Source organism: Arthrobacter sp. Soil763 (assembly GCF_001428365.1).
Classification (GTDB): Bacteria; Actinomycetota; Actinomycetes; order Actinomycetales; family Micrococcaceae; genus Arthrobacter.
The window spans coordinates 576,389-592,167 of the sequence record NZ_LMSH01000003.1 but is presented as its reverse complement, the minus strand read 5'-3'; the positions used below and the strand labels follow the sequence as shown (position 1 = coordinate 592,167).

The following is a 15,779-nucleotide window of genomic DNA, read 5'->3' as shown; positions in this document are numbered from 1 at the left end:
GGACAGCCCTCGTCCTTCGTACCGCGGCCGACGCGCGCGGTCGTGTCCGGTGTGGCAGTCTGGAACTGTCCGCGTCCCGCCATCCCTGGAGTTCCGACCATGACCGTGCCCGCACTGGTGGCAGCAGCCTCCGCAACGCAGGACCTCACCGGAATCGTGGGGGTCGCCGCCCGCTCCATTGACGCGCTGGGCGAATGGGGCGTCGGGCTGTTCACGCTCGCCGAGACCGTCTTCCCGCCGATCCCGAGCGAGGTGATCCTGCCGCTGGCCGGTTTCCTGACCCGGCAGGGGACCATGAGCCTGGTGCTGGTTTTCCTCACCAGCACCCTCGGTGCCTACCTTGGTGCGCTGCTGCTGTATTGGCTGGGTGCCCGGCTGGGGCTCGAGCGGTCGATCCGCTGGCTCTCCAAGCTGCCGCTGGTGGACCGGGAGGACTTCGAGAAGGCGGCCCACTGGTTCGACCGCCACGGGAGGCCTGCCGTGTTCTTCGGGCGGCTGATCCCGGGGGTGCGGAGCCTCATCAGCCTGCCCGCGGGCGCGCAGAACATGAACCTGCTCAGTTTCACCGTGTTTACTCTGGCCGGCAGCGGGCTGTGGAACGGCCTCCTGATTGGCCTGGGCGCTGCGCTCGGGGCACAGTACGAGCTAATCGACCAGTATTCCCGCTACCTCAACTACGCCGTCTACGCGGCGCTGGCCGCGGTGCTGGTTTGGTTCGTGGTCCGGGCGGTTCGCCGCAGGAAGGCGGGCAGCGGCGGAGCGCCGTAACCCGGCCCTTGCGTAAACCGGCCGGCTACCTGTCTGTGGGAATGACTACCTGCCTTTCCACCCGGACGCTCACTCTAGGCACCGGGCGCACGTACGTGGCTCACCGGCTCCGGCGGATGCGTGCCGGCGGCCGCCTACCTGCCCGCACCCGCAGGCACGCCGTTACGCAGCCTTGACCACCGGCAGTTCGTCCCAGTGCGTCGTGTAGCGCGGGGACAGCATGTCGCGCTTCATCGTCCAGTCCGGTCCGCCGCGGATGCCGGCGTGGCCCAGCCCGATGGACCCCCGGCCGTACCTGCGGCTGACCTCCTCCAGCAGGGGTCCGATGCCGCGTTTCTCGTGTGGGTTCTCGAAGACGGCCAGCGGGGCCTGGGCCGCGGTCGGGCGCAAGTCGGTGACCATGATGCCGGCCCGGGCGTACCGGGCGTCGTCGACGAGCCGGGGGAGCAGGGCGTAGGCCGCCCGTGCCAGCAGCACCGGGTCCGCGGTGGGCATTGGCAGCGGGACGCAGACCGAGGGATGGGAACCGTCCCGTGGGTTGTAGTGGGATGTGGCGGCAAAGGCGGTCAGGACCTTGGACTGCAGGCCGTGCCGGGCCAGCCGCGCGCTGGCCTGCTGGGCGTAGATGCCGAGCACCTGGCGCATGCCCGCCGTCGAGGTCACCGGGGTGGCGAAGGACCTGCTGAAGATCAACTGATCGCGGCCCACCCGTTCCTCCTCGAGCGGAATGCACGGCGTTCCGCGCAGTTCCAGCACCGTGCGCATCAGCACTACGGAGAACCGGTCCCTGATCATGACCGGATCCGCCCGGGCCAGGTCCAGGACGCTGCGGATGCCCAGAGCGTTCAGCCGCTTGGTCAGGCGCGTTGACACGCCCCAAAGTTCGATCACGGACAGGCCGGCCATGAGCTGCTCCTGCCGCGCGGCCGGGACCGAATCCCAGTGGCAGACGCCGTCGAATCCCGGGTTGTGCTTGGCCCACTTGTTCGCCAGCTTGGCGAGGGTCTTGGTGCCGGCGATGCCCACACAGACCGGGACGCCGACGTTCCGCCGGACCGCGGTTTTCATCGCGTGGCCCATCCGCAGCAGTTCCCCGGGGTCGCCCCGGACGCCGAGGAAGGCCTCATCGATGCTGTAGACCTCAAGCCACGCCGAGTACCGGCCAAGGAGTTCCATCACGCGGGCGCTGATGTCCCCGTAGAGCTCATAGTTGCTGGATTTGGCGACCAGGCCCCATTCCTTGGCCCGCGGCGCGATCTTGAACCAGGGTTCCCCGAGCGGGATGCCCAGCGCCTTCGCCTCGGCCGACCGGGTGACGGCGCAGCCGTCATTGTTGGACAGGACCACGACCGGCCGTCCCTCCAGCGAGGGGTCGAAAGCGCGCTCGGCGCTGGCGTAGAAGCAGTTGACGTCCACGAGTGCGATGCTGTCGCGCCCGCGGGGAGGTTCAGACATGGTGCAGGCACCGGGTGGCGACGCCCCAGATGACGAGGTCGGAGAGCGCGGGGACGCGGATGTCCGGGTAGCGGGGATTGTCGGCCTGGAGTACCACCCCGGCCGGGGTGACGCGGAGGCGTTTGACCGTCAGTTCGCCGTCGAGGACGGCCACGACGACGCAGCCGTCGCGCGGCTCCAGTGCCCGGTTGACGATGAGTTCGTCCCCGTCGCTGATGCCGGCGCCCTCCATTGAGTCTCCCGAGACCCTGACGACGTACGTGCTGGTGATGTCCTTGATCAGGTGCTCGTTGAGGTCAATGCGCCCGTCAAAGTAGTCCTGCGCGGGCGAGGGATAGCCGGCAGCCACCGCCACCGGCGAGATAAGTACCGACAGGAGGGAAACGCCCGCATCTATCACGCGGGGCCCGACAACAACGCCCACAACACACCCTTTTTCGAATATATGTTCGAATTTGAGTCTACCGCGTGGCGCCGACATTTGACCCCGGCGGAGGGACATTCCCTCGCTTCGGCAGCTGCTCCGTGGGTTCCCGACGCCCTGTTCCCGCGACCGCCACGGCGGCCGCCACCCCGGTACGGTGTGGTTGAATCGGAAACGATCGCCCGAAGGAAGGGCGCCGTCTGCGCACTTGTTCTTGGGGGAACGTGAAAACGAAAACCAGCAACTACGACGAATTTGCCGAGAGCTACTCCGCCGAGAACGAATCCAGCCTCCTCAACGCCTTTTACGAACGACCGGCGATGATCGCGCTCGCCGGCGACGTGGCGGGTCGCCGGATCCTCGACGCAGGGTGCGGCTCCGGGCCGTTGTCCGCGGCGCTGGGCGCAGGAGGCGCCGTCATGACCGGCTTCGACTCCAGTCCCGCCATGCTTGAATTGGCGAGGCGGCGGCTGGGAGCGACCGCGGACCTGCACCTGGCCGACCTCGGCAAACCGCTTCCTTTTGCCGATAGCTCCTTCGACGACGTCGTTGCGTCCCTGGTCCTGCACTATTTGGAGGACTGGTCAGCGCCGCTTACCGAGCTGCGCCGGGTATTGAAGCCCGGCGGCCGCCTGATCTTGTCGGTCAACCACCCCACGGTCAGCTTGATCAACCACCCAACGGAGGACTACTTCGCTCTCCGGCAGTACTCGGAGGATTACGAGTTCGACGGCGAGCCGGCGGTCCTGACCTTCTGGCACCGGCCGCTTCACGCGATGATGAACGCTTTCACGGCCGCGGGATACCGCATAGCCACCGTGAGCGAACCGGCACCATCTCCGCAAACGCCGCCTGAACTGCTGCCGCCCCGCATCCTGAACGGTGAGAGGACAGCGTTCCTGTCCTTCATCTTTTTCGTCCTAGAAGCCGGCTGAGGGGCCCAACGGATCCGCACCGATTCGAACAACCGGGGTTTGGCGGCATGTACCCGCCCGCCGGGCCGGCGGGTCTACTCGAACCGGGACGGGTCTCCCATGCCGTGGCGCGTTACCTCGGCCACCCCGCTGGAGAAGTCGATGACCGTCGTCGGCTCCGCCCCGCAGTCACCGGAATCAATGACGGCGTCGACCACGTGGTCCAGCCGTTCCTTAATCTCCCAGCCCTGGGTCATGGGCTCTTCCTCATCCGGGAGCAACAGGGTGCTGGAGAGCAGTGGTTCGCCGAGTTCAGCCAGCAGGGCCTGGACGACCTTGTGGTCCGGGATGCGCACGCCGACGGTCTTCTTCTTCGGGTGCAGCAGCCGCTTCGGCACCTCCTTGGTGGCCGGCAGGATGAACGTGTAGCTGCCCGGCGTGACCGCCTTGATGCTGCGGAAGACGTCATTGTCGATCTGGACGAACTGGCCCAGCTGGGCGAAGTCCTTGCAGACCAGCGTGAAGTGGTGCTTGTCATCCAGGTGCCGGATGGCCCGGATCCGGTCCAGGGCGTCCCGGTTGCCCAGCTGGGCGCCCAGGGCGTAACAGGAATCCGTCGGGTAGGCGATCAGGCCGCCGGATTTCAGCAGGTCCACCACCTGCGTGATGGCACGGGGCTGCGGGTTATCGGGGTGCACATCGAAGAATCTCGCCATGGCATGAGCTTACGCCCGGCGCCGGCAAGCGGGGCGCCGCAACGGGGGAGTCGCGGACAGCAGCTGCCGTCCGGCAGCCTGACCGCGCCCTAGGCCTGCTGCTGCTCGCGGTCCTGCTCGTCGTGGTGGATCCGCGCCCCCAGCCGGTGCAGCGGCTCGCCGCTGCCCTTCCACTGCTTGGCGATGATTTCCGCGGCGATGGACACCGCCGTCTCCTCGGGGGTGCGGGCGCCGAGGTCCAGGCCGACGGGGCTGTGCAGCCGGGCCAGCTCGGTCCCGCCCAGTCCCGCCTCGCGCAACCGCCGGATCCGGTCCTCATGGGTACGGCGGGAGCCCATGGCTCCGACGAACGCCACCGGCCGGCCTCGGAGGGCCACCTCCAGCAAAGGGATGTCGAACTTCGGGTCGTGGGTCAGTACGCAGATGACGGTCCGTTCATCGACCAGTCCCTGCTCCTGCTGCCCGGCGAGGTAGCGGTGCGGCCACTCGTTAACCACCTCGGCGGCGTCGGGGAACCGGGCCGGTGTGGCGAAGACGGCGCGGGCATCGCAGACCGTGACCCGGTAGGCCAGGAACGACCCGAGCCTCGCCAGCGCCGAAGCGAAGTCGATCGCGCCGAAGACCAGCATCCGCGGCGGCGGCGCGTAGCTGGTGAAGAACACCCGCATCCCGCTGTCGAGGCGCTCGCCGTCGGGGCCGTAGCTGAGGATTCCGGTCCGGCCCGCAGCCAGGTAGCCCTGGGTGTCGTCGCCGACGGCGCTGTTGGCCCGTTCGGAGCCAAGGTCGCCGTTGACGCCGTCCGGCCGCACCACCAGGTGCCGGCCCAACCAGGTGCTGTCCGGGTGCTCGATCACGGTGGCAACCCCCACCCGCTTTTCGTCCGCAATGTCCTGCCGGACGCCGTCGAGCTCCGCGAAGCGCTGCTGAGAGACCGGTTCGACGAAGATGTCGATGATGCCTCCGCAGGTCAGGCCGACGGCGAACGCATCGTCATCGCTGATGCCGTACCGCACGAGCTCCGGGACGCCGCTGTCCCGGACCTCGCTGGCCAGTTCGTAGACGGCGCCCTCGACGCAGCCGCCGGACACCGACCCCACCGCCTCGCCCGCCGCCGTGACCAGCATGGACGCCCCCGGGAGCCGGGGAGCGGATTTGAAGGTGTGCACCACGGTGGCCAGGCCGGCGGTCCTGCCCTCCCGCCAGTCCGGCATGATGGCTGCCAGGACGTCTCGCACCGGCGCTGCCTAGAGCCGTCCGCAGAGCCGGAGCATGCGGAATGCCGACCGCCGTCCGGCCCAGTAGGCCATGCAGGCCACGGCGGCCACCAGGCCGAGGACCTTGGCGGGGCTGCTGAGCTGGTCGGCGGCGATGCCTTTGGCGAGGCTGAAGGCGTCGAAGCCGCCGCCCGCCGGTGGTTCGGCGCCCCCGGGGAGAATGCCGGGTGCGGGCGCGCTGCCAGGCGTGGACGCCCCACCGGCCGTGGGCGTGGTCGACGCCGGCACGGGCCCCGCCGGCACGTGAGCCGCCGGTGCCCCGGCTTCCGTCCCCGGCGCGGCTGCCGCCGTCGTCCCGGCTCCGGGCTCCGCCGGCCCGGCTTCTGCCAGCATGGCCTGCAGGTTGCCGGCAAAAAGCCCCATCATCTGCTCGGTGACGCTGCCGATGACACTCTTTCCCATGGCCGCAGCCTTGCCGGACAGGGAGAGATCCGCGCTGACCGTACCGCGCGTCGTCGTGCCCTCTTCCGTCAGTGCCAGGGTGACCGTCGCCTCCGCCGTCCCTTGGCCCCGGGTCTCCTGCGCCTTGCCCCCGAGGACGGCCCGGTGCTCGGCGGCGTTGCGCTCCAGGACGTTGAGCAGCCCCTTGTACTGCATGTTCACCGGACCCAGCTTGACCGTCATGCCCACCTGGTAGGCGTCGTCGGAGAGTTTGTTGAGGATCCGGGCGCCCGGCAGGCAGCCGGCCACCCGTTCGAAATCCATCAGGGTGTCCCACACCTTGCCGATCGGTGCGACCACCGAAAAACTGCTGTCAATCTGCATCAGCTGCTCCCTTGCCTTGCGATCCTGTCACTTCCCACAGTGGGTCTCTCCGGGGCGTTCGGGCCGCCGTCGCGGATGGCCGCCGCAACCTCCGCCAGCGCCGTGTAGCTGTGCCCGCTGACGAACGCGTCGCAGTACGGCAGGGCCGCCGCGATGCCTCCGACCAGGGGCCGGTAGCCCGGCGCGGCCTTGCGCGGGTTCACCCACACCACGCGGTGCGCGAGCCGGCGCAGCCGGGCCATCTGGGCCGCCACCTGCTCCGGATCCTCCTGGGCCCAGCCGTCGGAAAAGACCACCACCACCGCTCCCCGGGCGAGCCCGCGGCGGCCGTGTTCATCCAGGAAGCGGCGTAGGTTCCCGGCGATCCTGGTGCCGCTGGCCCAGTCCGGGGCGGTGGCCGCGGCCCGCGCCAGGGCCAGATCAGGATTGCGCTGGGCCAGCTGGCGGGTCAGGCGCGTCAATCGGGTGGAGAAGACGAAGGCCTCCGCGCCCGCGGAAACGACGGCGCCCTGCAGCAGTGAAAGGAAGACCCTTGAGTAAGGCTCCATCGATCCGGACACGTCGCAGAGCAACACCAGCCCGCGTTTTTGCCGCAGGCGCCGGGCATACAGGAGCTTCGGGGCGTCGGAGCCGGACCGGCGGGCCGCGCGCACGGTGGCCCGGATATCCAGCCGCGCACCGCTGTGCGGCGAGGTGCGGGTCCGCCGGCTCAGGCGGACCGGGGTGGCCAGCCGGATCCGGGCTGCCAGCCGGCGGACCTCCGCGGCTTCGGTTTCGGAGAGTTCCGCGAAGTTCATGCCGTGCAGGTGCTCCTCGGGGGAGGCCATTGCCAGGACGGCCTCGCGCTCCGGCCCGGTGCTCCCGGCGTCGTCCCGCTCGGCGGCCACCGCGGGATGGTGCGGCGCCCCGGCGCGGCCCGGCTGGGTGGGGCGGCCGGGACCCGCGGCGGGCCGGGTGCGGGAGGCCTCCCCGGGCGTCGGCGCGGCCGGGACGGGTGCGGATTCACCGGGCCGGCGGGACAGCGCGGCGGCCGGATCGAAGCCGCCCCGGAAGACGGCGTCAAACACGGCGTCGAACACCGGAAGCTGCCCCTGGCCGGAAACCAGCACTACCCGCAACGTCCAGTAGAGCCGTTCCAGGTCCGACGGCGGCGCCAGCCGCAGCGCCGCGGCGAGCCGCGCCGCACGGTCCGGTGAACAGCTCAGGCCCGCGCCGCGCAGGGCGGTGATGAAGGCCGCCGCGAGCGAGGCAGCTTCCACGACCGGCGGTGCTGCCGCAGCCTTGCCGGGAGCCGGGGCCGACGGCGTCGAATTACTCATCGGGGCCGCCCACCAGCCACGCCGCGCCGCGGGAGCCCACCAGTTCGAGGTCGTCGCGGTTCTTCACGATCGAACCCCAGGTCTGCTCGGCCGTGGCGGCGTCGATCCGCTCGATGCCCAGCACCGCCAGCGCCGAGACCCAGTCGATCGCCTCGGCAATTCCGGGCGGCTTGGCCAGGTCCAGGGTCCGCAGCCGGGTGATGGCTGCGGCGGCCTGCAGGGCCAGCGGGCCGCTGCTCTCCGGCACCCGGCGGCGCACAATCTCGGCGATCCGGCCCGGCCCCGGGTAGTCGATCCAGTGGTACAGGCAGCGGCGGGTCAGCGCGTCGTGCAGGTCCCGGGTGCGGTTGGAGGTCAGCACGACGATGGGCGGATGCGTGGCCCGGATGGTACCCAGTTCCGGGATGGTGACGGCGGACTCTGCGAGCAGTTCGAAGGTAAAGGCCTCGAACTCGGCATCGGCCCGGTCGATCTCATCCAGCAGGAGTACGGCCGGCCGCGGCCCCGGGTGTTCGATGGCCTGCAGCAAGGGCCGGCGGAGCAGGTACTGGGGGCCGAAGAGCTCGCTTTCGGTGACCTCGGCGTCCCGCGCCTCGGCCAGCCGGATGCCCAGCAGTTGGCGCTGGTGGTTCCATTCGTAGAGCGCCTCGGACGCGTCGATGCCTTCGTAGCACTGCAGCCGGTACAGCGGGGTGTCCAGCAGCCGGGCCAGCGTCTTCGCAGCCTCGGTCTTGCCCACCCCGGCCTCGCCCTCGAGCAGGATGGGCTGGGGCAGCCGCACGGCCAGGAACAGGGCGGTGGCGAGCCCGGTATCGGCCAAGTAGTCGTGCTGGTCCAGGGCCGCCGTCAGGGAGGCGACGTCGGGGATCCGCCGCCGCACCTCGTCCTCCGCCCCGGTCCGGGCCGCGGTGGTCACCCGGCCCCCTGCAGCTCGGCCAGCACCCGCCGGTAGTCCTCCTCCGTGTCGACGTCGAGCGGCACGGGCCCCGGCGTGGGGACCTCGACGACGTCGTCCGCGTGCTGCTCCAGCAGTTTCCACACGGCCTTGTCCCCGTGCAGCGCGGCCAGTTCGGGAAGCAGCCGGCGGCTGAACGCGAGCGGATGCCCGACGGCGTCGTCGTAGCGGCACACCGCGGCCGCGGCACCGTCATCCCCGGCCAGGGCACGCAGCAGCGGGGCCACGCTTTCGGCGCGGACACCGGGCTGGTCGCCCAGCAGCAGCACCACGGCCCCGGTGTCCGGCCGCAGCAGCCGCAGCGCGGCGGCGATTGAGGACGAACAGCCCTGCCCGTAGTCCGGGTTCAGCGCCACCTCGCAGCCCGCGGTGTCCACCGCGCCGAGGACCTGCTCGGCGGATCCGCCCAGCGCCAGCACGGTCTGGGCAAACCCGCAGCGCCGGGCGGTGGCGAGGACGGCGTCCAGCAGCACCCCGCCTCCGTACGGCAGCAGCTGTTTGGGCCGGCCCAGCCGCGACGAAGAGCCGGCCGCCAGGATGATGCCCGCCGTACCCGGCGGCAGGAGGGCGTCAGATGCTGAGGGCATAGCGCTCCGGATCCTTGCGGAAAGCGGCCCGGCAGCCGGGGGAGCAGAAGTAGACGGTGATGCCGTTGTGCTCGAGCTGCAGGGAAGACTCGACCGCCGGGACGGACATGCCGCACACCGGGTCCACCGCAGTGGCCGGCTGCGGGGTGGACGGCGCCGGAACCCCGCCGGCCTGCGCAGCGTTCTGTGCAGTGTTCTGCGCAGCGTTCTGGGCGTGGGCACGGGCCGCGGCCCGTGCCTGGACCAGCTGGGCGAGGATGGACAGGGCGATTTCGCCGGGGCTGCGGGCACCGAGTTGCAGGCCCGCCGGGGTGTACACCCGCGAGCACAGCACGTCGTCGACGTCGAGGGAGTCCAGCACGGCAGCTCCCCGGGTCTCGCTGGCGACCAGGGCGACGTAGGGCACCCCGGCGCGCAGCGCCGCTTCGAGCGCGCCCTCCTCGGCCTTGCCGTGCGAGGCGACGATCAGGGCGGCATCGTCCGGTCCTGGATCGGCCGCGTCCCCGTCGGCGAGCTCCACGTCGAACCCGGCGCCGGTGCCCAGGACCGCGAGTGCCTGCGCCACCGGCGTCGAGCCCACCACCACGACCCGCGGCGCGGGCAGGCGCGGCTGCAGGAAGATCTCGATCGCACCGCCGCTCAGGCACGGGTTGGAGACCTCGACGGCGCCCTCCTCGGTGTGCCGGGACGGTTCCCCCGGCAGCACGCGCAGCAGCAGGGGTTCCCCGGAGGCGAGCACCTGCAGGCTGTAGTCCCGGACCGAGGACTCCACGCAGTTCCCGCCCACGAAGCCCTGGATTTCGCCGCCCGGCAGCACCAGGGCGGTGTCCCCGGCGCGGGCGCTGGTGGGGTGCGCGGCGCGGACCACGGTGGCATGCACGAACGGCTCCCGGCGGGCGGCGAGTTCGCCGGCGCGGGCAGCGAGGGAGTCTGCGGCGGTGGTCATCTCAGATCGGTGGCGTTGCCCGGCCCTGCATGGCGGCCCAGACCCGGGCCGGCGTGCACGGCATGTCCATGTGGGTGACCCCGAACGGTGCCAGAGCGTCGACCACCGCGTTCACGATCGCCGGCGGCGAACCGACCGTGGCGGACTCTCCGATGCCCTTCGCGCCGATGGGGTGGTGCGGGGACGGGGTGACGGTGAACCCGGTCTCCCAGTCCGGCACCTCCATGGCGGTGGGAATCAGGTAGTCCATGAAGGACCCGCCCAGGTTGTTGCCGTCCGCGTCGAACTCGATGATCTCCATCAGGGCCATCCCGACGCCGTCGGTGAGGCCGCCGTGGACCTGGCCCTCGATGATCATCGGGTTGATCCGGGTGCCGCAGTCGTCCACGGCGATGAAGCGCCGCACCAAAACGCGCCCGGTGCCCGGGTCGACGTCGACCACGCAGATGTAGGCGCCGAACGGGAAGGTCAGGTTCGGCGGGTCGTACGTGACCTCGGCGTCGAGGTTCCCGTCGACGCCCTCGGGCAGCGTCAGGGTGCCGTGGGCGGCCATGGCGATGTCCTCGATGGTCTTCCCGGCCGTCGGGTCGCCCTTGACGAACCAGCGGCCCTTCTCCCACTCGAGGTCCTCGGGGCGGGTCTCCAGCATGGCCGCGGCGATCAGCTTCGCCTTCTCCCGCACCTTGCGGGCCACCAGCGCCACGGCGCCGCCGCTGACCGGCGTCGAGCGGCTCCCGTAGGTGCCCAGGCCGAACGGGGTCTGGTCCGTGTCGCCGTGGACGACGTCGATGTTCTCCGGCGGGATGCCGAGTTCCTCCGCGACGATCTGGGCGAAGGTGGTCTCGTGACCCTGCCCCTGGCTTTGCACGGACAGCCGGACGACGGCCTTGCCGGTGGGGTGCACCCGCAACTCGGCGCCGTCGGCCATGCCCAGGCCGACGATGTCGAAATGCTTGCGCGGCCCGGCGCCCACGACCTCGGTGAAGAAGGACAGGCCGATGCCCATCAGCTCGCCCTTGGCCCGTTTCTCCTGCTGCTCGCGCCGCAGCTCCTCGTAGCCGGCCAGCTCCATGGATCTCCGCATGGCCGCCTCGTAGTTGCCGGAGTCGTAGACCCAGCCGGTCTTGTTGGCGTAGGGGAACTGCTCGGGCTTGATGAAGTTCTTCAGCCGGAGCTCCGCGGGGTCCATCTCCAGCTTCCTGGCCAGGACATCGACCATCCGCTCCACGAGGTACACGGCTTCGGTGACCCGGAACGAGCAGGCGTAGGCCACCCCGCCGGGTGCCTTGTTCGTGTAGACGCCGGTGACCTTGCAGTGGGCGGCCTGCAGGTCGTAGCTGCCGGTGAAGATGGAGAAGAAACCGGCCGGGTTCTTGGTGGGCTGGGCGGTGGCGTTGAAGGCGCCGTGGTCGGCCAGCACATTGGTGCGCAGCGCCAGGATCTTCCCGTCCTTCGTCGCGGCGATCTCGCCCTGCATGATGTAGTCGCGGGCGAAGGAGGTGGACATCAGGTTCTCGGAGCGGTCCTCCATCCACTTCACCGGCCGGCCGGTGACGATGGAGCCGACGACGGCGAGGATGTAGCCGGGGTAGATGCCGACCTTGTTGCCGAAGCCGCCGCCGATGTCGGGGGAGACGATCCTGATCTTGTGCTCCGGGATGCCGGCCACGATCGCGAACAGGGTCCGGTGCGCGTGCGGCGCCTGGGTCGTCTCGTAGAGGGTCAGCTTGCCGTCCACGGGGTCGAAGTCGGCGACGGCGCCGCAGGTCTCCATCGGGGCCGGGTGCACGCGCGGGTAGACCATTTCCTGGCTGACCACGACGTCGGCGCCCGCGAAGACCGCGTCGGTCTCGGCGGCGTCCCCCATCTCCCAGTCGAAGATCCTGTTGTCCGTCCGGCCCTCCATCTCGTCCCGGATCAGCGGCGCGTCGGCGTCGAGGGCCCTACGCGCGTCGACCAGCGGCGGCAGCACATCGTATTCGACGTCGATCAGCTCCAGCGCGTCCCGGGCGGCGTAGCGGTCCTCGGCCACGACGAAGGCCACCTCCTGGCCCTGGAACCGGACCTTGTCGGTGACCAGGACCGCCTGCACGTCGGCGGAGAGCGTGGGCGCCCAGGCAAGCTTGAGGCCCTCCAGGTCCTTGCCGGTGATGACGGCATGCACCTTGGGGTGGGCCAGGGCGTTGGTGGTGTCGATCGACACCAGCCGGGCGTGGGCCACGGGGGCGCGCAGCACCGCGCCGTGGAGCATGCCCGGCAGGACGATGTCGTCGAGGTAGTGGCCCTTGCCGCGGACGAAGCGCGGATCTTCCTTACGCTGGATGCGGCCGTAGCCGATGGGCCGGTCCGCGTCGCCGGCGGCGGGGTTGCTTTCCCGCTCATGGATGACAGTCATGCCTTCACCTCTGAGTCTTCGGTTTCCGTGGCGACGTCCTCCACCACGGTGTCGGTCCCGTCGAGGACCTCGTCGGCTTCGCCCAGGCCGGCGCCGGCCGCGGGATGTGCCGCGGCCCACTGCACGGACCGGACGATCGTTGCGTAACCGGTGCACCGGCAGATCTGTCCGGAGATGGCCTGCCGGATCTCCTGCTCGTCCGGGTGCGGGTTCTTGTCCAGCAGGGCACGGGCGGTCAGCATCATGCCCGGGGTGCAGAACCCGCACTGCAGGCCGTGCTCCTCCATGAAGCCCTGCTGCACGGGGTCCAGCGTCGTCCCGGACGCCAGCCCCTCGACAGTGCGGACGTCGTGCCCGGCCGCCATCGCCGCGAGCACCGTGCAGGACTTCACCGGCTGGCCGTCCAGCAGGACCACGCAGGTTCCGCAGTTGCTCGTGTCGCAACCCCAGTGCGTGCCGGTCAGGCCGAGCACCTCGCGGATGTAGTGGACCAGGAGCACCCGTGGTTCGATGTCGCTGGTGACTTCGTTGCCGTTCACGGTCATGCTGATCTGCATGCGCTTCAGCCTTCCTGGGTCGGGGTAGCTGGCTGGTCGGGGTGCCCGGCGGCCCGGGCGCAGGCCCGCCGCAGCACCCTGCGGGTCAGTTCATCGGCGAGGTGCCGCTTGTAGTCGACCGGGCCGCGCTGGTCGGCGACCGGGTCGCAGGCCTCGGCGGCGAGCCGGCCGGCGTCGGCGAACAGTTCCTCGGACGGGCGCTTGCCCCGCAGCAGCCCGGCGGCTTCCTCGACGGTGTGGTCCAGGCCGAGCGCGGTCAGGCCGACGGCGGCGTCGGCGATGCTGCCGTCCTCCGCGAGGGTCACGGACGCGCCGGCGGCCCCGACGGCCCAGTCGCCCACGCGGCGTTCCACCTTCTCGTAGGCGCTGGCGGAGCGGGCCCTGATGGGGAGCCTGACCTCGCAGAGCAGCTCGTCCGGGCCGACGGCGGTCTGGTAGGGGCCGCGGTGGAAGTCGTGCATGGACAGGGTGCGCTCGCCGCCTGGGCCGCGGACCACGGCGATGGCGCCGAGGACGGCGCAGACGGTGGAGAGGTCCTCGGCCGGGTCGGCCTGGCAGAGCGAGCCGCCGATTGTGCCGCGGTTCCGCACCACCGGATCCGCGATCACCAGTTCGGCGTCGCGGACGATCGGGAACAGCCGGTGGACTTCGTCCGATTCCAGCAGCGTGGTGTGCCGGGTCAGGGCGCCGATGCGCAGGTCCTCCCCGTCGCGCAGGATGAAGTCGAGTTCGAAGAGGTCGTTGATATCGATCAGCCACTCCGGGCGGGAGAGCCGGAGCTTCATCATCGGGAGCAGGCTGTGGCCGCCGGCGATGATCCGGGACTCGGGTCCGTGGCGCGCCAGCAGCTCGAGCGCGTCCTCTACCGTGGTGGCACGGACATAGTCGAAAGGAGCCGGAATCTGCATAGTCCCACCTCACTCCAAGGCGCCGGCAACGTCGCAGGGCGCCGATTGAGGCCAGTCTTGCCCCGGCCCGAAGGGGGTGTCAATATCGTCATAAGCGAAAGGTTATGAGCCCGTGCCGATGACGCTGAGCCAGTTGCGGACGTTTGCGCTGGTGGCACGCCTGGGCTCGCTGCACGCGGCTGCGGCAGCGCTTGGAGTCAGCGAGCCCGCGGTCTCGGCCGCGCTGGCGGCGCTCCGCCAGGACCTCGGCGATCCCTTGTTCACGCGGTCAGCGGGCGGCATCGCGCTGACCCCCGGTGGCCGGGCCCTGGCCGACTACGCGCAGGACATCGTCGGCCTCGCCGACCAGGCCCGCTGGGAGGTCGCAAACGCCACGAACGACGCCGGGCGGCTGAGGATCGCGGCCACCGCACCCTTTGCCGAACACGCCGCCGGGCGGTTGCTGGACTTGTTTACCCGCCGGTTCCCCGGCGCATCGGTGGATGTGGTGGCCGAACCCGCCGAGGAGCTCGCCGCGCTGCTGCTGGAACGGGCCTATGACATCGCCCTGGGTGCCAGGCCGCCGTCGCCCGGCGGGAGCCCGGCCGCGGTTCCCGGCATCGACTCCGTTCCATTCCTGCGCTACCAGCGGGTCCTCGTCGCGGCGGCGAAGGATCCGCTGGGCCGCCTGCAGGTCCCGGCCGCCGTCGAACGCCTGCCGCGAAGGCCGTGGTTCGCCGGCCCGGCGGGCATCCTGGCCAGCTCGGAGGAGGGCCGTTGGCTCGCGGCCCGCCGCGCGGCGCCGGAGGTCATCCGGCTCAGCAGCGAAACCGACGCCCTGGCGGCCGTGCGGGCGGGCGAGGGGCTCATGCTGGCCCTGGGCCACGTTGTCCGGCCGGAAATCGTGGGCGGCTCCCTGGTGCGGGTGCCGGTGGCCGGGACACCGGTGCCGGGCCTGTGGTGGGCCAGCACCCTGGACCAGCACCGGACCACGACCATGGCCAGGGCGCTGAAGCGCTTCGTCGCCACCGCCGACGCCACGGCGGCGATGGTCGCGCCCGGCGGTTCCCGCGGACTGGAGCGCCGGGGCTCGAAGTTCCACGTCGCTTTGTGGAGCTGAGCCCGGGGGACCGGCTAGTTGGCCCGGGTGCCTGTGTCGCGTTGCACGTTGGCCGGAATCGGTGCTACCCCTTGAGGGACAGCGGATCGACCGGTACCTGCCGGAGCAGCACCTGACTAGAGGAGTAGCCCATGACTTTGCCCCGAGATGAAGACAGCGCGCTGCGGCACTGGAGTGCCCGCCTGATCCAGGCGTTGCAGATCCTGGACCTGGAAGTCGACCACGAGAAAATCGTCGAGGTCGCGGAGGAGTCCCGGAAGGCCGTCGGGCCCCACGCGGACGCCATCAGCGCGTTCATTGTCGGCTTCGCGGCGGGAACCGCGGCCACCAACGGCCGCAAGAGCACTCAGGAAGCGGTCCACGCCGCGTCCGACAAGGTCATGGAACTGTGCGAACACGGCGAGTCCGGCGGCCCGGACGAAAAGGGCTGGGCCAAGCGCGCCCAGTAGCACCTGCACCGCACAAACTGCAGCACACAAAGGAAGGCCGCGCCCCGTTGGGACGCGGCCTTCCTGCGTGCCGGGCCCCGTCCGCAGGCCCTTACCTTAATCGGACATGCTCATTCGCGAGACCTGGGGATGGGCATGTCGCGTTATGTCCACTCCTGGCGGCGACGGACGGGCATGTCCGGCGGTGCCCCGCTCGTGGTGTGACCCAGCCGAGGACCGGACATGCTCATTCGCGAGACCTGGGGATG

General features: G+C 70.6%; 16 protein-coding genes. 4 read left to right on the top strand and 12 right to left on the bottom strand.

Translation table 11 applies throughout. The features are described from left to right. Positions 1 to 99: 99 nt before the first annotated feature. Positions 100 to 768 carry a DedA family protein gene (locus ASG71_RS12390; RefSeq protein WP_056739635.1) on the top strand — a complete coding sequence of 223 codons (669 nt, stop codon included), beginning with the start codon at positions 100 to 102 and terminating at the stop codon, positions 766 to 768. Positions 769 to 930: 162 nt separating this feature from the next. Here the strand turns inward: ASG71_RS12390 and ASG71_RS12385 are convergent, their stop codons facing one another. After that, positions 931 to 2,223: a Y-family DNA polymerase gene (locus tag ASG71_RS12385; protein ID WP_056739633.1), complete on the bottom strand. Its 1,293-nt coding sequence runs from the start codon at positions 2,221 to 2,223 to the stop codon at positions 931 to 933. Beyond that, positions 2,216 to 2,647, bottom strand: a complete 432-nt coding sequence (locus tag ASG71_RS12380) for a LexA family protein (RefSeq protein ID WP_056739631.1) — start codon at positions 2,645 to 2,647, stop codon at positions 2,216 to 2,218. The genes ASG71_RS12385 and ASG71_RS12380 overlap by 8 nt, the downstream gene beginning before the upstream one ends. 224 nt (positions 2,648 to 2,871) lie before the next feature. Between ASG71_RS12380 and ASG71_RS12375 the strand changes: the two genes are divergently transcribed. Then, the gene (locus ASG71_RS12375; protein ID WP_056739629.1) at positions 2,872 to 3,582 is read left to right on the top strand and encodes a class I SAM-dependent methyltransferase; all 711 of its coding nucleotides are present in this window, start codon (positions 2,872 to 2,874) and stop codon (positions 3,580 to 3,582) included. 74 nt (positions 3,583 to 3,656) lie between these two features. On the opposite strand, the gene ASG71_RS12370 is transcribed toward ASG71_RS12375, so the two are convergent. The 10 genes from ASG71_RS12370 to ASG71_RS12325 form a co-directional block, all read right to left on the bottom strand. Next, a complete protein-coding gene (locus ASG71_RS12370) occupies positions 3,657 to 4,277 on the bottom strand; it encodes an L-threonylcarbamoyladenylate synthase (protein WP_056739627.1) in 621 nt (206 codons plus the stop codon). An 89-nt stretch (positions 4,278 to 4,366) separates the two neighbouring features. Continuing rightward, positions 4,367 to 5,512 (bottom strand): XdhC family protein, encoded by a 1,146-nt coding sequence (locus ASG71_RS12365; RefSeq protein WP_056739625.1) that lies wholly within the window; start codon positions 5,510 to 5,512, stop codon positions 4,367 to 4,369. 9 nt (positions 5,513 to 5,521) lie between these two features. Further along, positions 5,522 to 6,316 (bottom strand): SRPBCC family protein, encoded by a 795-nt coding sequence (locus tag ASG71_RS12360; protein WP_056739623.1) that lies wholly within the window; start codon positions 6,314 to 6,316, stop codon positions 5,522 to 5,524. Beyond that, entirely contained in the window at positions 6,316 to 7,635 is a 1,320-nt protein-coding gene (locus ASG71_RS12355) for a vWA domain-containing protein (RefSeq protein ID WP_056739621.1), read from the bottom strand. The genes ASG71_RS12360 and ASG71_RS12355 overlap by 1 nt, the downstream gene beginning before the upstream one ends. Then, entirely contained in the window at positions 7,628 to 8,551 is a 924-nt protein-coding gene (locus ASG71_RS12350; protein ID WP_200947986.1) for an AAA family ATPase, read from the bottom strand. The genes ASG71_RS12355 and ASG71_RS12350 overlap by 8 nt, the downstream gene beginning before the upstream one ends. Continuing rightward, a complete protein-coding gene (locus ASG71_RS12345) occupies positions 8,548 to 9,177 on the bottom strand; it encodes an NTP transferase domain-containing protein (protein WP_056739619.1) in 630 nt (209 codons plus the stop codon). Before ASG71_RS12345 ends, ASG71_RS12350 begins: the two co-directional genes overlap by 4 nt. Further along, the gene (locus ASG71_RS12340) at positions 9,161 to 10,123 is read right to left on the bottom strand and encodes an XdhC family protein (protein WP_056739616.1); all 963 of its coding nucleotides are present in this window, start codon (positions 10,121 to 10,123) and stop codon (positions 9,161 to 9,163) included. The genes ASG71_RS12345 and ASG71_RS12340 overlap by 17 nt, the downstream gene beginning before the upstream one ends. A 1-nt stretch (position 10,124) precedes the next feature. Further along, complete coding sequence (locus ASG71_RS12335; RefSeq protein ID WP_056739615.1) at positions 10,125 to 12,518, bottom strand: aerobic carbon-monoxide dehydrogenase large subunit; 2,394 nt, start codon at positions 12,516 to 12,518, stop codon at positions 10,125 to 10,127. Next, positions 12,515 to 13,075 (bottom strand): (2Fe-2S)-binding protein, encoded by a 561-nt coding sequence (locus tag ASG71_RS12330; protein ID WP_056739613.1) that lies wholly within the window; start codon positions 13,073 to 13,075, stop codon positions 12,515 to 12,517. The genes ASG71_RS12335 and ASG71_RS12330 overlap by 4 nt, the downstream gene beginning before the upstream one ends. Positions 13,076 to 13,080: 5 nt before the next feature. Then, positions 13,081 to 13,983, bottom strand: coding sequence for an FAD binding domain-containing protein (locus ASG71_RS12325; protein WP_056739610.1), 903 nt, complete (start codon positions 13,981 to 13,983; stop codon positions 13,081 to 13,083). A gap of 118 nt (positions 13,984 to 14,101) precedes the next feature. Between ASG71_RS12325 and ASG71_RS12320 the strand changes: the two genes are divergently transcribed. Both ASG71_RS12320 and ASG71_RS12315 read left to right on the top strand, forming a co-directional pair. Then, on the top strand, positions 14,102 to 15,082 hold the full coding sequence (locus ASG71_RS12320) for a LysR family transcriptional regulator (RefSeq protein WP_056739608.1): 981 nt from the start codon (positions 14,102 to 14,104) through the stop codon (positions 15,080 to 15,082). Positions 15,083 to 15,213: 131 nt separating this feature from the next. Further along, on the top strand, positions 15,214 to 15,531 hold the full coding sequence (locus tag ASG71_RS12315) for a DUF6457 domain-containing protein (protein ID WP_056739606.1): 318 nt from the start codon (positions 15,214 to 15,216) through the stop codon (positions 15,529 to 15,531). The last annotated feature ends 248 nt before the right edge of the window (positions 15,532 to 15,779 follow it).